Consider the following 20,071-nt stretch of genomic DNA (forward strand, 5'->3'; position numbering starts at 1 on the left):
TTCAGCCAGCCCGTGCGCCTGACTCGGGCTGGTGCTGTTTCAACCCGTCGCACCTGCTTTTTGCTTGATGAAATCAATGAACAATTTGGTTTTGGTGTGGTTGTAATTGAGCTTGGGGTAATAAGCATACGCCGCATTCAGCGGCTGTTTCAGCTCAGGTAACACCGGTACCAGCAAACCATTACTCAATTCCCGTTTGACCGTATTTTCTCCGACCAGAATCAATCCCATGCCCGCAACGGCAGCAGCGACTAACGCTTCCGGGTTCTGAGTGGTGAAATTTCCACGCAGTCGCAGCCGGCGGTTATTTTCGAAGATATGTTCCTGCTCATGACCGTGACTGCCAAATAGCAGGCAATTGTGCTGGGTGAGTTGCTCCGGACTTTCAATCAAAGGCCAGTCTTCCAGATAACCGGGTGCGGCATAAAATCCCGCCTGAAAACTGAAGAGTCGGGTGGCGATATAGCTGGTGGAATTGAAATCTGTCAGTTCCCGGCTGATAAACACGTCCAGATTGAGATCCGGCAGTTGTCCGGGCGTGACCGTATGTAGTTCGACCTGAATATTGGGATAGGTTTTCAGAAATTCATCCAGATAGTGCACCAGTACCCGGCTGCCGGTTGCCAGAGGCGCACCGATCCGCAGCACACCGCGGACTTCGCCATAGGTCGAGGTGGTTTCTGCCAGAATCTGTTGCCAGTCATCCAGCAGATGAACACTGCGCCGGTAGAAAACTTTCCCTGCATCCGTGACCGTCAGATTTCGGGTGGTCCGTTTGAGTAATTGCACCCCCAATTGTTTTTCCAGCCATGACAGTCGTTTCGACAATGCGGAACTGGAGGTATTCAGGGTGCTCGCGGCCTGTGCCAGTGAACCCTGTTCCACAACGGTGACAAAACTTTTGGTGCAGGTGATCCAGTCCATGTTTCTCCAATAAGATGCAGTCTTTGCCCGGCGCCCGAAGATGGCAAAACAGGAAACTGTCGTACCGCACACTGACGTGTTTCACGTCCAGTGGTATTTTTTTGTGGTCGCAGACGTTTTAAAATTTTCAGCTGAGTGTGGGGGAAGTTGACCACAGTGCCGTGCGGTTTTGAAATAGTTTTTGAGTAAAGTTGGATACTGAATGAGAAAAGCCTCAGGGATGAAGCTGACCAATCGACTGGTCGCTTTTGTCACCCTTATTGTCATTTGCGCCATGTTTGTCATTTTCATTGGTGGTGCCATCAGCTTCCGGAAGCTGGGGCAGGACTATCTGCACCATTATCTCGGCGGTATGGTGGAAGTGATCGATCAGGAAATGGCCGATCCGCAGGGCTCTCAGTCGCTGACGCGCTGGTTACCCAAATTGCTGAAGTCCAGCAATGTGGTGTCGCTGGATGTCAGCAATGAAGCCGGATCTGTGTATCAGTTCCAGGGCCTGCAAAAGATTGATGATCCCAACATCCTGTATCAGACCACCTTTCCGCTGACGCTCAATCCCGGATATAGCGTCCGGATTCAGTCCATTCCGCCTTACACCGAGCTGACTTATTCTTTGGGAGCGATGTCTTCAATCAGTCTGGCGATCATGATGATCATCGCCGGACTGGTCTGGGGGGTGAACTGGCTGAAACGACAGTTGCATGGTTCCGAGCTGCTGGAAGAGCGGGGCCGGATGCTGCTGGCGGGACGGCTGGATGAGCACGCCATCGGCGATGAACAGGAATGGCCGCATACGGCCAGTCTGGCACTGGACAAACTGATCTCTGAACTGAAAGATGCCCGGCAGGAGCGCAGCCGGTTCGATACTTTTATCCGGACTCACACCTTTCTGGATCAACTGACCGGCTCAGCAAACCGGGTGTTGTTCGACAGCCGCTTGCAGTCGGTGGTGCAGGATCAGGACAACCACGGCGCTGTGATTCTGGTGCGGATTGCGGACTGGGAAGAACTGCTGCTGTCGAAGGGCAAGATTGTAGCCGATGAACTGATTCAGGATGTCGGGATGGTGCTGTCCAATATGGTTCAGCGCTACCCAGACAGCGTGCTTTCCCGCTACTTCGAAGCGGAATTTGCCATCATGCTGCTGCAGCAACCGAGCAAAGATGTGAATCTGTTCACCAGCCAGTTACTGAAAGCGCTTGAGCGTCTTTCGCCTGCATTACCGTTGCAACGGGATAACTGGTGCCATATCGGCATGACTTATTTTGCCAGCGGCGAGCGCCGGGGGCGCATCATGGATGAGGCAGATATGGCGCTGCGCAGCGCTCAGTTACAGGGCGCGAACAGCTGGTCTGTCTTCCAGAAAGATCCACAGGGAGAAGACACGCGGGGCAGTGTTCGTTGGCGGACCTTGCTGGAGCAGGTCTTCAGTCAGGACGGGTTGCAGCTGTATCAGCAGCCGGCGTTTGTGGAAGATCGTCATCATTTACTGCATCGGGAACTGCTGGCGAGAATCAAAGACGAAAATGGCGCTTTGCTGAAAGCTTCGCGTTTTTTACCAGCAGTAGAGCAGGTCGGATTCCAGGTCCGGATGGACAAGCAGGTGATCCGTCAGGCACTGCATCTGCTGAAGCATGGCCCGACACTGGACAATTTTGCCGTGAACATCAGCGTCGAATCGATGCTGGATAAAGCCTTTCTGCGCTGGTTCCGGGATGAATTGCTCCAGACCCCCCGACATGTGCTGAAGCGCTTGAGTGTGGAAGTGCCGGAGCGGAATCTGTCCCGTCATATTGATGCCGTTCGTCATTTTCTCAAGATGCTGACTGGTCTGGGGTGTCAACTGGGCGTCGATCAGGCTGGCCGAACCATTGTCAGCACGCATTATATCAAAGACGCTAATGTCAGTTATATCAAACTGCACCGGAGCCTGATTCGCGATATCGATCAGCGTCAGGAAAATCAGTTATTTGTCCGCAGTATGCTGGGGGCCTGTGCCAATAGTGATGTGACTGTCATTGCGGTCGGCGTCGAGAATGATCGCGAGTGGTCCATTTTGCAGCAGCTCGGCATAAAAGGTGGTCAGGGCCGATTTTTTGAGTCAGAGCGGGATTTCACTCAGATCAGAACGGTAAAGCGCAGATGATGTGAAGTGGTCAAAAAAATCCGTCACAAAAGTTGATTATTCTATACTCAGTTGAATGCTAAGGGTATCATCGGTCAAACAATTGACATCAAAAGGTCAGTTTCCCCATCACTCCGTGTGATCTTTACCTGAAAATAGTGCAATAAAACGGGTTGATTAACATGCTGATTAAAAAGCTCATCAAGCGAAAAACTGTCAGTAAAGTTGCCAGTTTTGCAGTATTTGAAGAAAAACTCACTCTAGTCTGCCAATCAGAAGAGGGGACGGATTGGATCACGGACAGTCTGGATGTACCCACACGGGGTGCCTGGCCCCGTGCTTTTGAGCAACTGATCCTCAAGCATCAACTGTCCGGTTGCGCTGTACGTTTTGTCCTCGGACACGGTCTGTATCAGAGTCTGGTCATCGATAAACCCGCCATCCCACGTCAGGAATTCGCCAGTGCGCTGCCATTTCTGGTCAAGGATCTGGTGACAGAACCCCCGGCCAATCTGGTCGCTGACGGTTTTGATGAACCCTTGAAAGACCGGCTCCAGGTTGTTGTAACGCAGCGAAAACTCGCACAGCAGCTGGTATCAATCTGCTTGTCGCTGGGCTGTCATCCCGAATTTATCACCACAGATGAAGTGGTTATGGGAGCGCTGACTGCTGAAAATCAGAGCCAGCTGGTGCTGCATGCCCGTCAGAAGTCCGGGCTGCAGCTGACCGCATTTAAACAGCAGGTTATGTGCTTTCAGCGTCAGTTGCGTGGATTCTCTCAACCTCTTTTAGGCGATGATGCCGCGTCATTGCAGCTGGACGGACTGGCTCTGGAACTTCAGCGTTCACTGGATTTTCTCAGTGCACAGCTACGGGATGCGCCGATTGCACAGGTGCTGGTGAGCTGCGATCAAGAGGATAACCCCCAGCTCGCCGAAGCGCTCCGGCAGCGGCTGAATGTTGCGGTTGTACCTGTCTCCAAGGTGCCTGAATCTCTGACGACTTTTGATGCAAGGATCGCTTGGGCGGCTCTTGAGCAGCCGCCCCTGCTGAACCTGTTTCATGAAAGTCTGAAACCCCAGTCCCGATGGCTCACTCTGCCGAACCTGGTGGCAGGCTGGGCGGCGGGCGTTGTGCTGATTGCCTCTGTTGCGGGCTGGCTGCAATGGCAGGAAGTGCGCGCCCAAACCCGACTGGCGCAGGAGCAAAGCTTACTGAGCGACAAACAGAAGGCACTGTCCGCAGCGAAAGTTGCCTTGTCGGATCATATGCCGAGCGAACTGAAAGTGAAACTGAGCGGGGATCTGGAGCAGCAACTTGTGGCCAAGCAGGCGACACTGAAAGCGATTGCCATGCATGATCAAAGTTTGCAAGCCGGATTTGCCGGCATGTTGAAGCAACTCGCACAAGCAGCCAGTCAGGATATCTCATTGAATCGGATCCATGTTCAGGGCGGTAAGCTGGATCTGGAAGGGGTCGCGCGTACTCCGAATGCGGTGCCAGGCTGGATTCAAAGCTTCAGTCAGCATCCGCAACTGGCCAATCGCCGCTTTGAAGTCATGTCTCTGGGCAGGAATGAAGACAATATCGTCACGTTTTCACTGCAGGCCCAGCGTCGTGATGAACAGGAGCCGCAGCCATGAATCAGTGGTCAAGATTAGTGGAGCGCTTCGAGCAGCTCAACCGAAGAGAACAGTGGCTGGTGGCGATCACGGGTTGGGTGGTCTTGCTGCTGGGGGGCTATCAGCTCCTGATTGAACCGATAGAGAAAACGCGGGTTGGGGTGGAGCGGCAGTTGCAATCCACCCAGAACGAACTGATCCGCAGTACGGGTGAACTGATTCAGATCGAGCGGCAACTCAGGCAGGACCCGGATCAGGCGCTGGATGTCAAAATCAACCAGCTGAAAGTGAGTCACCGGGAAATGGACCAAGCCCTGAAAGAGCGGGTGGCCAGTCTGGTGACCCCGGTGCAGATGGCCACGCTGATGGATCAGGTGCTACAGCATTCGCAACGGCTGAAGCTGGTCTCGCTTGAATCCCTGTCACCGGCACAGCTGATTAACGGCGAAGATGCCGGGTATTACATCCATCCGGTCAGGCTGACGTTGCGGGGCCGGTATTTTGATCTGGTGACTTACCTCCAGCAGCTCGAAGCGCTGCCAGTGAAGTACTACTGGCGCAGCCTGGATTACCGGGTGGACGAGTATCCATGGTCGGATATCACACTGGATGTCTACACGTTGGGCGAAAGTAAGGATTTTATTGGTGGCTAGAACAATTTGGGTCATTGGGTTGCTGATGTTGCTCAGTCCCGGGGTCATGGCGGAGAGCGATCCGACCGCCCCATTGGGCTGGCAGGCACCGGCAGAGAAAAAAACAGTTTCCCGGCGTTTGCCTGAATTGCAGGGCATTGTTTGCCCGGAGCAGCAGAGATGCAGTGTCATTCTGGACAATCAATTGGTGCTGCCCGGCGGGCAGATACAGGGCTATACCCTGAAATCGGTGAAGGATGACAGTGTTGTGCTTCAGCGTGGCGGTCGGGAATGGCGACTGGCCCTGTATCACGATCAAATCAAAATTAACGAATGAAGTGGACTGACATGCGCTTATTCTTCATTGGGATCACAACAACTTTACTGGCAGCCTGTTCGACGAACATGGGGCATCACAAGCCTGTTGATGTACAGGAAGCGTTGAATCAGGCCGCGAATGAGGCCCAGAGCCGACCGCTGACTGATTTGCCTGCGGCCGTCAATGCCGATCTCATGCCCAGCCTGAACCGGCCGGGTTATGGCCGCAGCAGCGCTTATGAACGACGTTTTCGGGTGAATGCCCGTCAGGTCGATGCCCGGGCATTTTTTGGCAGTCTGGTCCATGGCACAGCCTTTAACATGGTGATTCATCCACAGGTCAGTGGCCGGGTGACGCTCACGTTGCAGGATGTCACCCTGGATGAAGTGCTGGATGTGGCTTCCGATATCTATGGCTACCATATCCTGCGTAAAGGCAACATGATTCAGGTTTTTCCTGCCGCATTACGAACGGAAGTGATTCCGGTTGATTATCTGCAGCTGCAACGCCGCGGGATCTCCCTGACGTCCCTGACCACGGGTTCCATCAGTGACCCGAATAACGATGATAACTATCAGTCGGATCGTTCCAGCCGCCGTCGGGATACGGATGATGACAGCCGCAGCCGGAATGACACCAGTGAGCGCTCGTCCTATTCAACAGGCGGTACCCGGATTGAAACCCGCACAGACAGCGATTTCTGGAATCAGCTGCAACTGGCCGTGCAGGCCATGATTGGCACCGGGCAGGGTCGAAGCATTGTGGTGTCCCCTCAGGCCAGTTTACTGACCGTGAAAGCTTTCCCGAATGAACTGCGTGAAGTCCGAGAGTTTTTGGGCGTTTCGAAAAAACGTCTGCAGCGTCAGGTGGTGCTGGAAGCCAAGATCATGGAAGTGACACTGAGCGACAGCTATCAGCAGGGCATCAACTGGAGCAATATTACCAAGACGATTGGCGGAACGGGCATTACCTTTGGGCGGACCGGACCGTCTTTATTGCCGGGCGGCAATGAGATTGCGAATTTGCTGGACGGGCAGACCAATATCACGATTTCTGACGGGAACTTCTCGGCTGTGCTGAGTTTTCTCGAAACTCAGGGCGATTTGAATGTGTTGTCCAGCCCGCGCGTGACCGCAGCAAACAACCAGAAAGCGGTGATCAAAGTCGGCGGCGATCAGTATTTTGTCACCGAAGTGGATGGCGGTGAAGCCGTCAGTGACGGTGGCGTGGCTTCTCCGGAAGTTGTTCTGACGCCGTTTTTCTCGGGGATCTCACTCGATGTGACGCCGCAGATTGATGATGATGGTGGCGTATTGCTGCACGTTCATCCCACTGTCGTCGAAGTCACGGAAGAAGTGAAAGATATTGCCCTTGGCGATACCTTCGGCACTTACAGTCTGCCACTGGCCCGAAGTTCGGTGCGGGAGTCCGATTCTGTGATTCATGCCAGCAGCGGCGATGTGGTGGTGATTGGTGGACTGATGAAGTCATCGCTGAAAGATCAGGAAACCAAAGTGCCTGTGCTGGGGGATATTCCGGGACTGGGCTATCTGTTCCGCAATATCAACAAAGTGCAGACCAAGACCGAGTTGGTGATTTTGCTCAAACCGACAGTGGTGGGCGATCAAACCTGGCAGCAGGAAATTGAGCGTTCACGGTCTCTGGTCGATAAATGGTTCCCGGAACAGGGCTGATCCAATGTATCAGGATCACTTCGCCCTGACACAGCTGCCTTTTCGTCTGACCCCGGATACGGCGCTGTTTTATGCGTTACCGCCGCATCTGGAGGCCATTCAGATGACACTTGCTGCTTTGTCGATGGGGGAAGGTTTTATTCAGATTTCCGGTGAAGTTGGGACCGGTAAAACTTTGGTGTGCCGCATGCTGGTCCGGCAGTTACCGTCACAGTATGAACTGGCCTACCTGCCCACACCGGCGATGAGTGGCCGTGAACTCCGGGCAGCGCTGGCCAAAGAACTGGGATTGTATCCCCAGGACGATCAACTGCTGCTCACCGAGTCGCTACACCGAGTGCTGATTGAACATAAACGGGCCGGACGGACCGTGGTCGTGCTGCTGGATGAAGCGCAGGCGTTGCCGGATGACGCTTTGGAAGCACTGCGGCTGCTGGGCAATCTGGAAACGGAGCAGGAAAAGTTACTGCACATTGTGTTACTGGGGCAGCCGGAGCTGGATGTGAGGCTGTCCGCCCCGCAGCTCAGACAGTTCCGTCAGCGGATTACTTTTCGTGCAGTGCTGCGTCCTTTGGATCTGGCTGAAACGGTGTCTTATATCGATCACCGGCTGACTCAGGCCGGAGGGGCGGACGGTCTGATGCCATTGGCCAGACAAAAAGACATCTGGCATGCCAGCGGTGGGATTCCGCGGCTGATCAACCTGCTGTGTCACAAGGCCCTGATCGTGGCCTGCAGCGCCGGACATGCGGTGATTCAGAAAGCGGATGTGCGGGCAGCGATTACGGATACTCAGGCGGCGCGACAGCCGCGCTGGCAATTTCCAGTGCTATGGGGATGGAGTTGAGCATGAGCCAAGTCAATCAGATGCTCAATAGTTTGAGCCAGAACAAGGCATCTTCGGACACCACAGAATTGAAAGCTGCCCGGGTTAAGCCATTGCCCAAAGCGCAATGGCCGCTGTGGGTGGTTATGGGACTGATCGTCGCTTTGATCGCGGGCAGCAGTGGCTGGTGGTTCGGGCAGCGCAGCCAGCAGACGTCGTTGGCAACTCCGAGCGCGCCAGCAGAGAAAGCGCAAGCGACTGAAAAGGCAGTGATTCAACCCCCGCAGCCGTCAATGCCGAAAACAGCCGCACCGACCGCTGCGGAGAGCGTTAAACCATCCGAAACAAAACAGGTCACTGTGTTGCGTACCGTGAAGCCGGTCGCGATACCTGCGCCATCAGCGCCAGCGACTCAGCCTGCGACCTTGACTGCGACGATCACTCCAGCGCCCCCTCAAGTGGCAAAGGTGGCCGTGAAACCTGTCGTGAAACCCAAGGAACAACCAAGCCCAGCCGCTAATGAGCCGTTTCAGAGTCAATCGGCACCGCAAACTGTGATGGCGGAGCAGGACGACCCGGAGGCAGCTCGCTTGACTGTTTCAGAGCCGGACGACACCGAACTGGTGATCGAAAGTGTGGCTTTGCCGCCGGAACAACTGGCGAAGATTGATTACGACAAAGCGATGAAGGCCTTGGCGGAAGGCGACAGTTTGAAAGCGATGGATGCGCTGAAGTCGGTGCTTGAGTATCAGCCGCAGTGGACGGAAGCCCGGCAGCGTCTGTCGGCGATTTACTATGGTCGCGGCGACGTCCGGCGCGCCATGCTGACTTTGCAGCAGGGGTTGGTGAAACAGCCAGATCAACCCGATTTACGTCTGACCATGGCGAAATTACTGGCGAATGAATCTCAGCCGGAAGTGGCGCTGGATGTGCTGAGCAAACTGCCGGCCCAGCCCGACAGTGAATTTTTAGCCCTGCGGGGGGCACTGGCACAGCAACTGAATCAGCAGGCGCTGGCACTGAGCAGCTATCAGAAGCTGATTGAGTCTGAACCCTATGATGGCCGCTGGTGGCTTGGGCTCGGCATCGCCCATGACAGAAATCAAGAGATCAGCAAAGCGATCCAAGCCTACACACAGGCGCTGAAACTGGGTCAGGTGTCCGGACCGTCGCAGCAATTTATCCGTCAGCGTTTAAACGCACTGAAGGCGCAGGAGGGCTGAACGCATGCAACTCCGATTAAGGAAACGTTTGGGCGATCTGCTGGTTGAAGAAGGGATCGTGAAACAGGAGCAACTGGATCGGGCGCTGGATCAGCAGCAAAGCACGGGCCGGAAGCTGGGAGACACCCTGATCAGCCTGGGGTTTCTCGGTGAGCAGCAATTGTTGTCTTTCCTGTCCCGGCAGCTCGATATTCCGCTGATCGATTTGAACCGGGTCGCGGTCGACAGCGACGCGGTTGGCTTACTGCCGGAAGTGCATGCCCGCCGCTTACGTGCACTGGTCATCAGTCATAAAGGCGATACCGTTCGGGTTGCGATGAGCGATCCTGCGGATCTGGCGGCACAGGAAGCGCTTCTGAATCAGTTGCACCAGTATCGGGTCGAACTGGTGATTGCACCGGAACGTCAGTTGGTTGCGGCCTTCGACCGCTACTATCGCCGGACCAAAGAAATAGCCACCTTTGCAGAGCAGTTGCATGCCGAGCATCAGGCGAACAACGACTTCAGCTTTAACGTTGAGAATTACGACAACGAAGAAGTCACCGTGGTCAAACTGATCAACTCTTTGTTTGAAGATGCGATTCAGGTGGGGGCGTCTGATATTCATATTGAACCCGATGCCAGTGTGCTGCGGATCCGACAGCGGATTGATGGGGTGTTGCATGAAACCCTGCTCAATGAATCGGCCATTGCTGCTGCGCTGGTGCTGCGCCTGAAGCTGATGAGCGGTCTGGATATTTCTGAAAAGCGTCTGCCACAGGATGGCCGTTTCAACATGACTGTGCGCGGGCACAGCGTGGATGTCCGGGTGTCGACCATGCCGGTGCAGCATGGTGAATCGGTGGTCATGCGTTTACTGGATCAGTCTGCCGGGATCCTGAGTCTGGATGAGATTGGGATGCCTGCCGATATTCTGGCTCGCTTCCGCCGCCAGATGAAACGCCCCCATGGCATGATTCTGGTCACCGGCCCAACGGGCTCCGGGAAGACAACAACCTTGTACGGCGCGCTGAGCGAGCTGAATAAGCCGGGCAAAAAACTGATCACCGCGGAAGATCCGGTGGAATACCGCTTGCCGAGGGTGAATCAGGTTCAGGTAAATACCAAGATTGGCCTGACGTTTTCGTCCATTCTCCGCACCTTTTTACGTCAGGATCCGGATATCATTCTGGTGGGGGAGATGCGGGATCAGGAAACGGTCGAAATTGGTCTGCGGTCTGCACTGACCGGGCATCTGGTGTTATCAACGCTCCATACCAACGATGCTGTCGACAGTGCGCTGCGGATGATCGATATGGATGCGCCGGGTTATCTGGTGGCCAGTGCTGTGCGTGCGGTTCTCGCGCAGCGTCTGGTGCGACGGGTATGTCAGGACTGTGCAGAATCCGTGATGCCGGATGCAGCGCAGGTCCAATGGCTCAAAGCCCGTTTTCCAGAGCATGCCATCCATTCATATCAGCACGGCAGAGGCTGCCAGAGTTGTAATCTGACCGGGTATAAAGGCCGGATAGGTGTATTTGAACTGCTGGAGATGACACCGGCCATGATGGATGCTTTACGTGCAAATGACACCGTCGGTTTTGCCCGGATGGCCCGGGCAACGGAAGGTTATCAGCCGCTGATTGAATCTGCGATGGCACTGGCGACCCAAGGGCGCACCAGCCTGGAAGAAGTGCTGATGCTGAGTGAAGGCGATTATCTGGCTGCCGAGTATGACACCTTGCTGGCATCCGCGATGGAACAGAACTGATGCCGGTCTTTGACTATCGGGGACGCAGCACTCAGGGCCAGCTTGAAAAAGGCCGGCTGGAAGCAGCCACTGAAGAAGCGGCTGCGGATCAACTGATGCGACAAGGCATCATTCCGATCGAGATTCGCCGGGGCACAGCGCAGAGTCAGTTCAGCCTGAGCAGTTTGCTGCAACGACGTGTGCCACTGGAAGCGCTGGTTATCTTGTGTCGGCAGCTCTACAGTCTGACCAAAGCCGGTGTGCCTTTACTGCGGGCGATGAAAGGGTTGGAGCAAAGTACGACCCACCCGTTGCTGCGTTCAACTCTGGATGCCGTCACGGTTGAACTGACCAATGGCCGGGCATTGTCTCAGGCGATGAAAATGCATCCCAAAGTGTTCTCGGAGCTCTTTGTGTCGATGATCCATGTGGGTGAAAACACCGGTCGGCTGGAAGATGCCTTGCTGCAACTGGCTCAGTATTACGAGCAGGAGCTGGAAACGCGGCGGCGGATCAAGTCAGCCATGCGTTATCCCACCTTTGTGCTGACCGCGATTGTGCTGGCTGCCATTGTGCTCAATACCAAGGTGATCCCGCAGTTTGCTTCTATGTTTCAACGCTTTGGGGTGGAACTGCCGCTCCCGACCCGGATCCTGATCGGGACCTCGGATTTTATGATGGATTACTGGCCCTTATTATTGGGGGGCAGTGTGATTGTCTGGGTGGCGCTGAAAGCCTGGCGGCAGACCCCGGAAGGTCATGAAAAATGGGATCGATGGCGGCTGAAAGTTCCTGTGGTCGGCGATATTGTGAATCGGGCGCAATTGTCGCGGTTTTCCCGGACTTTTGCACTGATGATTCGGGCGGGAGTGCCTTTGAATCAGGCGATTCAGTTATCTGCGGAAGCATTGGAAAACCGGTTTCTGGAAAACCGGCTGATTGACATGAAAAGTGGGATTGAAGGCGGTAGCAGTATTACGCAAACGGCCAGACAAAGCGGTATTTTTACGCCTTTGGTGCTGCAGATGATTGCTGTCGGGGAAGAAACCGGACAGGTTGACGAATTATTGCAGGAGGTCTCAGATTTTTATGATCGGGAAGTCGATTATGATCTGAAAACCTTAACGGCACGCATTGAACCCTTTTTACTCGCGGTGGTAGCTGGCATGGTGCTGATTCTGGCGCTGGGTATATTTTTGCCGATGTGGAACCTGCTGGACTTAGCGCGGGGAGGATTGTAATAGCAATATATTGCCTCGTGTGCTCTCTGAATTATTTATTAATGACACTATTGTTAATATCTCTTCAGGGAATAATGCCTTGGGTCAGGTGGTACTCTTAAAAATATGACGGCTAACCGTTATTTTCACTGGCATTTTTAAATGATGATGCGATAATGTTGTTTATTATTTTGACGCCTACTCGTCATGTTTTTGGCTTATTATGACTGAGTATTCGAACAGACAAACAGGCCTCACCTTGATTGAGCTGGTGATGGTGATTGTGGTGGTCAGTATTCTGTCTCTCGTTGCGATTCCGCGTTATCTCGAGATTGCGGAAGAAGCGAAGATTGCAGCATTACAGGGCTTGGCCGGGAATTATTCCGCAGCCGTTCTTTCTGCCCGGGCGCAATGGGAAGCGGATGGCAAACCCAGCCAGCAGCAAAAGAATTGGGTCGAGTATGACGGCACGCGTTTCAGCCTGACGTCGGCTGAACAGGGCAGCCGCGCCGGTTATCCTTTTGCGCTGGCGATTCAGGGATATCGTGCTGTTGAGCAATTAACTGATCAGGATTGTCTGGATTTAATCGACAATCTTTTACAAAGTCCGCCGCCAGCGACGGTGAATGAAACCGAAGCGGCATCCGGGCGGTATCAATATTTCGTCAGAGCTGATGTGGTCAGCGGTCATCAGCTTTGTCGTTATTACCAACTGGCTTCGGCCAGAGATTTTTGGACCGGTATGAAATCAATAACCGCCGGCCATGCCTTTACTTATACGCCGGCTTTGGGTCGGGTTGATATGAAGTTTATTCAAAATATTTAGGAGTCAGCTATGAAACGTCAAGGTGGTTTTACCCTGATTGAACTGGTGGTGGTGATTGTAATTCTCGGTATTCTTGCCGTGACAGCTGCGCCACGTTTTTTAAACCTGCAGGATGATGCGCGTAATTCTGCACTGCAAGGTCTTCGCGGCGCCATTGTTGGTGCAGCGGGGATTGCATATGGTAAAGCAGCCGTTCGTGGTGAAGAAACCAATGCCGGACCAGTCGATGTTGATGGTATTTTAACTGCTTTCGGTTATCCGACTGCAGAAGCGGGCGGTATCGGTGAAGCGTTTGATTCTGGTGATTGGGAAATTGCTACTGAAGCGGTCACGAATGGCGCTGCGTTACCTGATGGTCAAATTGCTTATACATTTGCGGGCCGCACAGCTGTTGGCTGTTATGTGTTATACACCGAAGCGGCGGATGCAGCGTCTCCTGCGACTGCAGAAGTGGTCGTAGGTGAAGGCTGCACCGTAGAATAATCTGTTCAATTTTCAAAGGGGCAGGCTCCTGCCCCTTTTCTTGATATAAATTAGGGCGTTTCGGGTGAAAGCATGGCACGCGAGACCAAAACAGGCCAACAGCGCGGTTTTACGCTGATTGAATTGATTCTGGTGATCATTTTACTGGGCATCCTCGGCTTGACTGCCGCGTCCCGCTTATTTGGCCGCAGCAGCTTTGATGCGCACCTCGCCCGCGATCAGGCCATTTCTCTGGCCCGTCAGATTCAGCTGCGTGCGATGAACAATCAAGATGCACAGGGCGTGCTGGATGACTGTCTGGTGCTGACCGTACAACCGGACCATTTCGGGCCGGCGGCTTGTGCCGATTCAACGTATTCTGGCCGCGCGCTGACGACAGCGAATGACGGCATGACGATCACCAGTCCGACCCTCAGCGCTGTCCGCTTTGATTTACTGGGCCGTCCCTATCAGCTGACCAACACCAATGGCAGGGATTATCTCTGCCGCACGGATGACTGCCAGGTCACTTTTACTGCCCGCAATTTACAATCGGCAAGCCTGTGCCTGAACCGGGAGGGGTATGTGTATGCCTGTCCGTAACCTCCGCCGTTTTCAGCGCGGTTTTACCTTGATAGAAGGCATTCTTGCCATTGTGATCATGGCAATTGCCATGGTGACGCTGGTGAGCTTTTTGTTTCCTCAGGCGGAGCAGTCTGCGGTGCCGCAGTATCAGGCGAGAGCGGCGGCAATCGGTCAGGGAGCGCTGAATGAAATACTGGCCCGAAAATTTGATGAGCACTCAGATCCATTCAACGACAGTGTGATCCGTTGTGGCGAATCAGGATACACCTGCAGTGAACCGGATGCTCTGGGCCGTGATACCGGCGAGTCGAACGGCACCGAACTGAATGTGGCGGCGGCTGATGATGTTGATGACTTCATCGGATGCTGGGGCAGTGCAGCACAATGCGGTGGCAGCAGTCTGTCCCGGCGTGGTGCGCTGCAGGATCTGGTCATCGTTTCCGCCGCGGAAGTGAGTGATTACCGCCATATCTGGCTGGAAGTGCGGGTGGGTTACGAAAAAGAGGATTTGAGTGGCGCCGCCAGCGGGGTGACTGCGCAGAAACGCATTGAGGTTCTGGTGAAAACGACCCGCTACGGTGACTATGCCTTTATGGCGTTACGGAGCAATTACTGATGCGTTTCCAGAGAGGCTTCACGCTGATTGAGCTGATCATGGCGATGGTGGTGCTGGCGTTTATTTCTCTGGGTATTGGCGCTTTTCTTCAACTGGGCGCGCAGGGCTATACCGATACGGTCGATCGGGAAAGACTGCAATCTGAAGCCCGGTTTGTTGTTGAACGTCTGACCCGGGAACTGCGTCATGCGGCCCCCAATAGTGTGCAAGTCAGCAGTGGCTGCCTGACGTTTTATCCGGTTTCTCTCGCAGCCACCTATTGGCAGGCGCCGGATGCCAGTGGCCAGATCAATGTGCTGGTTCAGCCAGATGCCCAGACGGTGGCGAAGTGGAATCAGGGGGTCGACGGACAGCGTGTCGCAGTGGGTTATACGAGTGCAACCGAATACCAAAATGGCGCGGCCCGCGTCACGCAGATGAACAACTCCCCGACGCAGGCCGAGCCCACAGCGACGCTGACCGTGTTGCCACGACTGACTGACCGCTCGCCCGGTAAGCGGCTTTATTTGTATGCGTCCTCCGTGTCTTTTTGTCAGCAGGGAAATCTGTTGTTGCGTCGTGTGGAGAATGAGCCAGCCGTGACGCTGACCAATAAGCTGAACCATTTTGAAGCGGCCGCCGCCGGGAGCGGATTAAACGATAACGGACTCGTTCATTTTGAGATGACCCTGACGGACCCCGTCAGCCAGGAATCGTCCGATTACAGTCAGAGCGTGCAGGTGATCAATGTCTTGTAGTGGTGTCAGAGCATTCCGGCATCAGCGCGGCAGTGCGTTGATCGTCGCGATTTTCGTCATTGTGGTGATGTCGGCCATGGCGGCTGCCATGTTGCGGGTCAGTGGATCGAGTCAGGACATGACTACCCGGGAAGTACTGTCGACCCGGGCCTGGTTCACGGCCCATTCGGCAAATGACTACATGATGTCCCGGTTGTTTGCGGTCGAGCCAGCCAATCAGGCCAGTTGCGCTTCGCTGGATGGCGAGTCGTTCGCACTGCCCGGCGGGCTGGGTTGCAGTGCAGTACAGAGCTGTCAGGAGACGCTATCACCAGAGGCCGGCGCCCCGACCACTTATCTGCTGATCAGCACCGCCAGATGCGGCAGCGGCCCGCACGCCGTGACCCGGATTCAGGAACTTTGGGCAAAGGAATTGGTGAATGAGTAATTGTTGGCGACTGCTTTGTTTTCTTGTTCTATTACAAGGTTTCTGTATTGTCAGTAGCGCTGCTGCTGCCGAATGTAGATTGAACAGTAATCAGGATTTATACATTGAGTTTAAAATTGATCCAGCCACATTGAATGAATCTGTTTTTGCCGTGCAATCCTCAGGGGGGGGGAATAAATTGTCCAAGATGATTTGGACAAATAATAAGTCAAATCATGATGCCACGATCGTTGAGGAAGAAATGCAGGCGGGGGAAACGTATTTTGTCCGTCTTGTGTATGTAGCGAATAAAAACAATCGTCAGGGAGGTAAGAAAAGTGGTCAGCTTTACTATTACCTCAGGGAAACCAATTCTGCACAATGGGAGTTGAGGCAAGAGAGGTTTTTGGATTTAAATGACATTAAATCAGCCAGTTTTACCGTCCAAGGCGAGAACATCTCTCCCGAATGCCACAGTGGGCAACCACCAGTCAATCCGGATGTCTGTGAATTGTTTCCCGGTCCGGTTCAGACCTGGGCTGGGAACCTAAATAACCTGTTTACTTCGGATGCGGGCACTCAGATTTCGAATACGGATAACCATCATGTTGGCTTCAGCAATGCCATTATTGATACAGGTTACCCGGAAGATTATTCTCCAACGGATAATGTGAAAGCATTGTGTGATGGGGTGACTTGTGCCCTGAATGGCAGAATGGCACAAAAAAGAACGTTAGTCTGGAGTACGACAGGCACAACGAAAGTTGTGGATGAGGTCGTCACTGGGAATGAGAGCGCTGTACCCGGGACGTATTTCTCATCCTCATATGGACACCCCTACTTCGGCCTGACGATTGAACCGGCCGGGCAGCTGACATTCACTGCAGGTGAATATTGGATTCAAAGTGCTGATGTTCGGGGGACGATGACGATCGAAGGTGAGGTTGTCCTTCATATTCTGGAGCGGATAAATGTCGCCGGATGGGTGAATACAACCAGCCCCAGTGATAACCTGACGATTTATGCCTATAACAATGAGAAAGATTGCCCGCGACCGGGTTTTTATCCGGACGGCCCACCAGCAGTCAATCCTGCCTTTTCTGTGGATATCAATTCTTCCGGCTTATTCAACGGCAGAATTTATTCACAGGGTCCGGTGGCACTGTCGAACCAAACGGAATTAATCGGTGCGGTAACTGCCTGTCAGCTCCAAATGAGTGAATCTTCACGAATAGTCGGGAACAGCCGGTGTTTCAACCCACCGGATCAGAATTATCAGCTGATCGTGGATCCTTCAGCGTCGATGGGTTTATTGTGCGAACGCCAGCCGGTTGAGTTTCAGGTGTTGAATCATGAGGGTTCACTCGTAACCAGCTTTCAGGGTGAGCTGGATGTCACCACAAACCTGACCCAGAGCGGCCAGGCTGAATGGTTTACACAAGCTGAAGAGGGCACCGGCATCGATGCAAGTCAAAGTCAGCGGTTTGCTGTCGAGGATGGCATCACCCGGCTGTGGCTGAAAAGTGAAGTGATCGAAACGATTCAGGTGAGCGGACAACTCGTTGCAGACGGAGAGCCAACGGCGGATGGCCAATACAGTTTCGTGCCTTTTCAGCTCAGGATTCAGGATCAAGCCCTGAAAATGGTAGCTGGCAAGCCAGAGTCTGCCACTGTGTCTGCCATGAGCTGCTCTGCCAGCAACTCGGCGGAGGTTGCTAAAGATTATCGTGGCGATCGGACCATTCGGTTGAGCACGGCCTATACCTTACCAGACAGCGGAACCGAACAGATTGAGTTGCGGGATAAAGCCGACAACTGGCAGGCATCCAATGCCGTGCTGACCTTTTCTGAAGGACAGGCAACCACGCAGCTTCGTTACTCAGATGCCGGGCAAGCACAACTCAAATTGATTGATCCGAACTGCACTCAGGCTGGCGGTTGCAGTATGACGGGGGCAGCACAATCGCTGGACGAGCTTGATTTGGAGGGCTGGACACAATTGGAGGGCACACAAACAGTCTGGTCCCGCCCTTACACCTTTGCCTTGTGTGATATTCACGCGGCTAGCCGCACGGATTATTCAGGAACAGCATCTGCCGGCCCCGGTTTTGCCGCTGCGGGGGATGCTTTCTCCGTGACTTTCAAACCAGTGATCTGGACTGATGATTTGCCGGCGCCTGTCCAGGACTTATCCAAGGATGGCCGTTCTGATATGGAAACAACGCAGGATGCACATCCTGATTGGTGTTCGGTGCAGACGACGCCAAATTATTATTCGGTCACAGGGCTGCCCGCGCCGCTCCTCATTTCCATGCCCGGCAGACCGGCCTCGCCTTTGCACAAAGAAGCGGCGAGCGGATTGCTGAGCAGCAGCCGATTAAACACGGATTTTGCATCCGCTGCGCAGGCGCAACAGGGCGTTGTGATTGACGATTTACGCTGGAGTGAAGTCGGCAGCCTGTGGCTGCAGGCCGATGCGGATTATCTGGGCATGACGGTTGATCAGGGCGTTGGCGAGATCGGGCGTTTTTATCCGCATCACTTCACGATCACAGAGAATGCGGTCGAGGATGCCTATGGCGTCTTTACTTATATGGATCAGCCATTTTCGTTCAGTGCAACGATTGAAGCGCTAAATGCGCAAAATGCACTCACGATGAACTATGGCTTGTTCAGCCATGATTATCAGGAAACCTTGGTGCTTCAGGCGATTGACTCAGACGCTGAGCCCGGTGAAGTTAATGATCTGGGGGCAAGGCTGTCTGAGCAAAAACGTTATCAGAGCTGGACGAAGGCAACACAAAAGATTGAGCAGAACAATCTCAGCTTCCTGCGATTGATCGATCAGGAAACACCCAAAGTGACATCGCCGGATGGGCCGTATCGGGTGCAACTGGGATTCACGGTGGCAAGCCGGAACGATTGTGCAGTTCGCGGGTGCAGTGATTTCAATGAGAAAAGTATGGCAATCCGGCCTCTGAACGGGGCAACACCGGAACTGGCCGCGCTTTTGACTGGTGGCGATATTCATGCCCGTTACGGCCGGATGCGATTGGAAGACAGTGCGGGCCGGGAAGGAGAATCGATCAATATTCCGGTGATGCTGGAATACTGGCAAGCTGGTCAGTTTGTGGTGAATGAGGAGGACAGTGATTCCCGCTTTGACGGTCAGCATTACTTCCGGCAAGGCATCACCAATGCAGAGAGTACCGCATTCACGGCTTCTGACGGAGAAAAGACGGTCGTCAGCGGGGGCTCCCAATCGGGTGACTTGTATGCGACCGGTACTGCCGTCCGGGAGCAGGTGCGCTTCTGGCAGAAACTGGTCGCAGACAGACCGGTTGCCATTGCCGGTGAATCGGCCATTGAAGATTCATCTGCCGGAACCCATACCGGCGCGGTTTCGCAGCCCTGGTTACTGTACGATTGGCGCGGTCAGGGGGATGAGAATCCGTCCGCCGTCGTGACCTTTGGTCTGTACCGCGGCAATGATCGCATCATTTACCGGGGGGAGGAAAATCTCAATCCGTCTGCTGTCCCATAAGAACCCGTGCCAGCAGCCGATGATGCCGTTCAATGAGGCGGTCAGATACGCTCAACGTTTCATCTGCCTTGGATGGAGAACAAGGGGGATTCACGCTTCAGCGCTTTGAACTCAGTGCTGATGATTGATTTGGGGGATGAACTTGACTCAAAGGATTCTGTAAATCGTCCGACTCGTTTCATCTCGTAATCAATCAGCCCGGATCCGGTCAGGATACCAGTGACGTTATTTACTAAAGAAGTTCACGCTTCTTTTTAACGTACCGGATTCAAGTTATGGGCCGGATTCTTGACACATTCGTTGTCATTGTACTCATCGGATTATCTTACACCGCACAGGCATTAGCGTTTGGATGAGGAAGTGTGTTTTTCGGCCACGCCCCATGGACCCTGCCAATCCAATCTGGATTTTGTCCCGATTTCAGGGGGCAATTTGAATTTATATCTGCAAAGCCTCCTGGTTGGGGATGTTCAGGTTGCAGCATCGGTCCGTGCGCCTTCAATCAGCTGTTAGTTACTGAGAGTGGCCCGTATCGTTTTGCCCCCTTTGGTTTCAGAATTCATAGCGATGAGGCCATTCAC

General features: G+C 53.9%; 17 protein-coding genes. 16 read left to right on the forward strand and 1 reads right to left on the reverse strand.

Going from position 1 to position 20,071, the window contains the following annotated elements:
- Positions 1-39: 39 nt before the first annotated feature.
- Positions 40-924 carry a LysR family transcriptional regulator gene (locus tag Q4579_RS09105; RefSeq protein WP_211646382.1) on the reverse strand — a complete coding sequence of 295 codons (885 nt, stop codon included), beginning with the start codon at positions 922-924 and terminating at the stop codon, positions 40-42.
- Positions 925-1,126: 202 nt separating this feature from the next.
- Here Q4579_RS09105 and csrD point away from each other — a divergent pair, with 202 nt between their 5' ends.
- From csrD to Q4579_RS09185, 16 genes are all read left to right on the forward strand, one after another.
- Positions 1,127-3,070 (forward strand): RNase E specificity factor CsrD, encoded by a 1,944-nt coding sequence (gene csrD, locus Q4579_RS09110; RefSeq protein ID WP_303563401.1) that lies wholly within the window; start codon positions 1,127-1,129, stop codon positions 3,068-3,070.
- Positions 3,071-3,231: 161 nt separating this feature from the next.
- A complete protein-coding gene (locus tag Q4579_RS09115) occupies positions 3,232-4,692 on the forward strand; it encodes a PilN domain-containing protein (protein WP_303563403.1) in 1,461 nt (486 codons plus the stop codon).
- Positions 4,689-5,324: a type II secretion system protein GspM gene (gene gspM / locus Q4579_RS09120; protein WP_303563405.1), complete on the forward strand. Its 636-nt coding sequence runs from the start codon at positions 4,689-4,691 to the stop codon at positions 5,322-5,324. Before Q4579_RS09115 ends, gspM begins: the two co-directional genes overlap by 4 nt.
- Positions 5,317-5,640 carry an MSHA biogenesis protein MshK gene (locus Q4579_RS09125; RefSeq protein ID WP_249199149.1) on the forward strand — a complete coding sequence of 108 codons (324 nt, stop codon included), beginning with the start codon at positions 5,317-5,319 and terminating at the stop codon, positions 5,638-5,640. The genes gspM and Q4579_RS09125 overlap by 8 nt, the downstream gene beginning before the upstream one ends.
- 11 nt (positions 5,641-5,651) lie before the next feature.
- A complete protein-coding gene (mshL, locus tag Q4579_RS09130; RefSeq protein WP_303563408.1) occupies positions 5,652-7,316 on the forward strand; it encodes a pilus (MSHA type) biogenesis protein MshL in 1,665 nt (554 codons plus the stop codon).
- A 4-nt stretch (positions 7,317-7,320) separates the two neighbouring features.
- Positions 7,321-8,163 carry an ExeA family protein gene (locus tag Q4579_RS09135; RefSeq protein WP_303563410.1) on the forward strand — a complete coding sequence of 281 codons (843 nt, stop codon included), beginning with the start codon at positions 7,321-7,323 and terminating at the stop codon, positions 8,161-8,163.
- Between the two features lie 2 nt (positions 8,164-8,165).
- On the forward strand, positions 8,166-9,365 hold the full coding sequence (locus Q4579_RS09140) for a lipopolysaccharide assembly protein LapB (RefSeq protein ID WP_303563412.1): 1,200 nt from the start codon (positions 8,166-8,168) through the stop codon (positions 9,363-9,365).
- Between the two features lie 4 nt (positions 9,366-9,369).
- Positions 9,370-11,115, forward strand: coding sequence for a GspE/PulE family protein (locus Q4579_RS09145; RefSeq protein ID WP_303563413.1), 1,746 nt, complete (start codon positions 9,370-9,372; stop codon positions 11,113-11,115).
- Complete coding sequence (locus Q4579_RS09150; protein ID WP_303563414.1) at positions 11,115-12,335, forward strand: type II secretion system F family protein; 1,221 nt, start codon at positions 11,115-11,117, stop codon at positions 12,333-12,335. The genes Q4579_RS09145 and Q4579_RS09150 overlap by 1 nt, the downstream gene beginning before the upstream one ends.
- Positions 12,336-12,537: 202 nt before the next feature.
- Complete coding sequence (locus Q4579_RS09155) at positions 12,538-13,140, forward strand: prepilin-type N-terminal cleavage/methylation domain-containing protein (RefSeq protein WP_303563417.1); 603 nt, start codon at positions 12,538-12,540, stop codon at positions 13,138-13,140.
- Between the two features lie 9 nt (positions 13,141-13,149).
- Positions 13,150-13,623, forward strand: coding sequence for a type II secretion system protein (locus tag Q4579_RS09160; RefSeq protein ID WP_303563419.1), 474 nt, complete (start codon positions 13,150-13,152; stop codon positions 13,621-13,623).
- Positions 13,624-13,695: 72 nt separating this feature from the next.
- Positions 13,696-14,205 (forward strand): prepilin-type N-terminal cleavage/methylation domain-containing protein, encoded by a 510-nt coding sequence (locus Q4579_RS09165; RefSeq protein WP_303563421.1) that lies wholly within the window; start codon positions 13,696-13,698, stop codon positions 14,203-14,205.
- Positions 14,192-14,803 (forward strand): prepilin-type N-terminal cleavage/methylation domain-containing protein, encoded by a 612-nt coding sequence (locus Q4579_RS09170; RefSeq protein WP_303563423.1) that lies wholly within the window; start codon positions 14,192-14,194, stop codon positions 14,801-14,803. The genes Q4579_RS09165 and Q4579_RS09170 overlap by 14 nt, the downstream gene beginning before the upstream one ends.
- On the forward strand, positions 14,803-15,540 hold the full coding sequence (locus Q4579_RS09175) for a PilW family protein (RefSeq protein WP_303563425.1): 738 nt from the start codon (positions 14,803-14,805) through the stop codon (positions 15,538-15,540). The genes Q4579_RS09170 and Q4579_RS09175 overlap by 1 nt, the downstream gene beginning before the upstream one ends.
- Positions 15,530-15,967: a hypothetical protein gene (locus Q4579_RS09180; protein ID WP_303563427.1), complete on the forward strand. Its 438-nt coding sequence runs from the start codon at positions 15,530-15,532 to the stop codon at positions 15,965-15,967. Before Q4579_RS09175 ends, Q4579_RS09180 begins: the two co-directional genes overlap by 11 nt.
- A gap of 187 nt (positions 15,968-16,154) precedes the next feature.
- The gene (locus tag Q4579_RS09185; protein ID WP_303563429.1) at positions 16,155-19,490 is read left to right on the forward strand and encodes a DUF6701 domain-containing protein; all 3,336 of its coding nucleotides are present in this window, start codon (positions 16,155-16,157) and stop codon (positions 19,488-19,490) included.
- Positions 19,491-20,071 lie beyond the last annotated feature (581 nt).

It is taken from the genome of Photobacterium sp. 1_MG-2023, from assembly GCF_030547945.1.
Taxonomy (GTDB): domain Bacteria; phylum Pseudomonadota; class Gammaproteobacteria; order Enterobacterales; family Vibrionaceae; genus Photobacterium.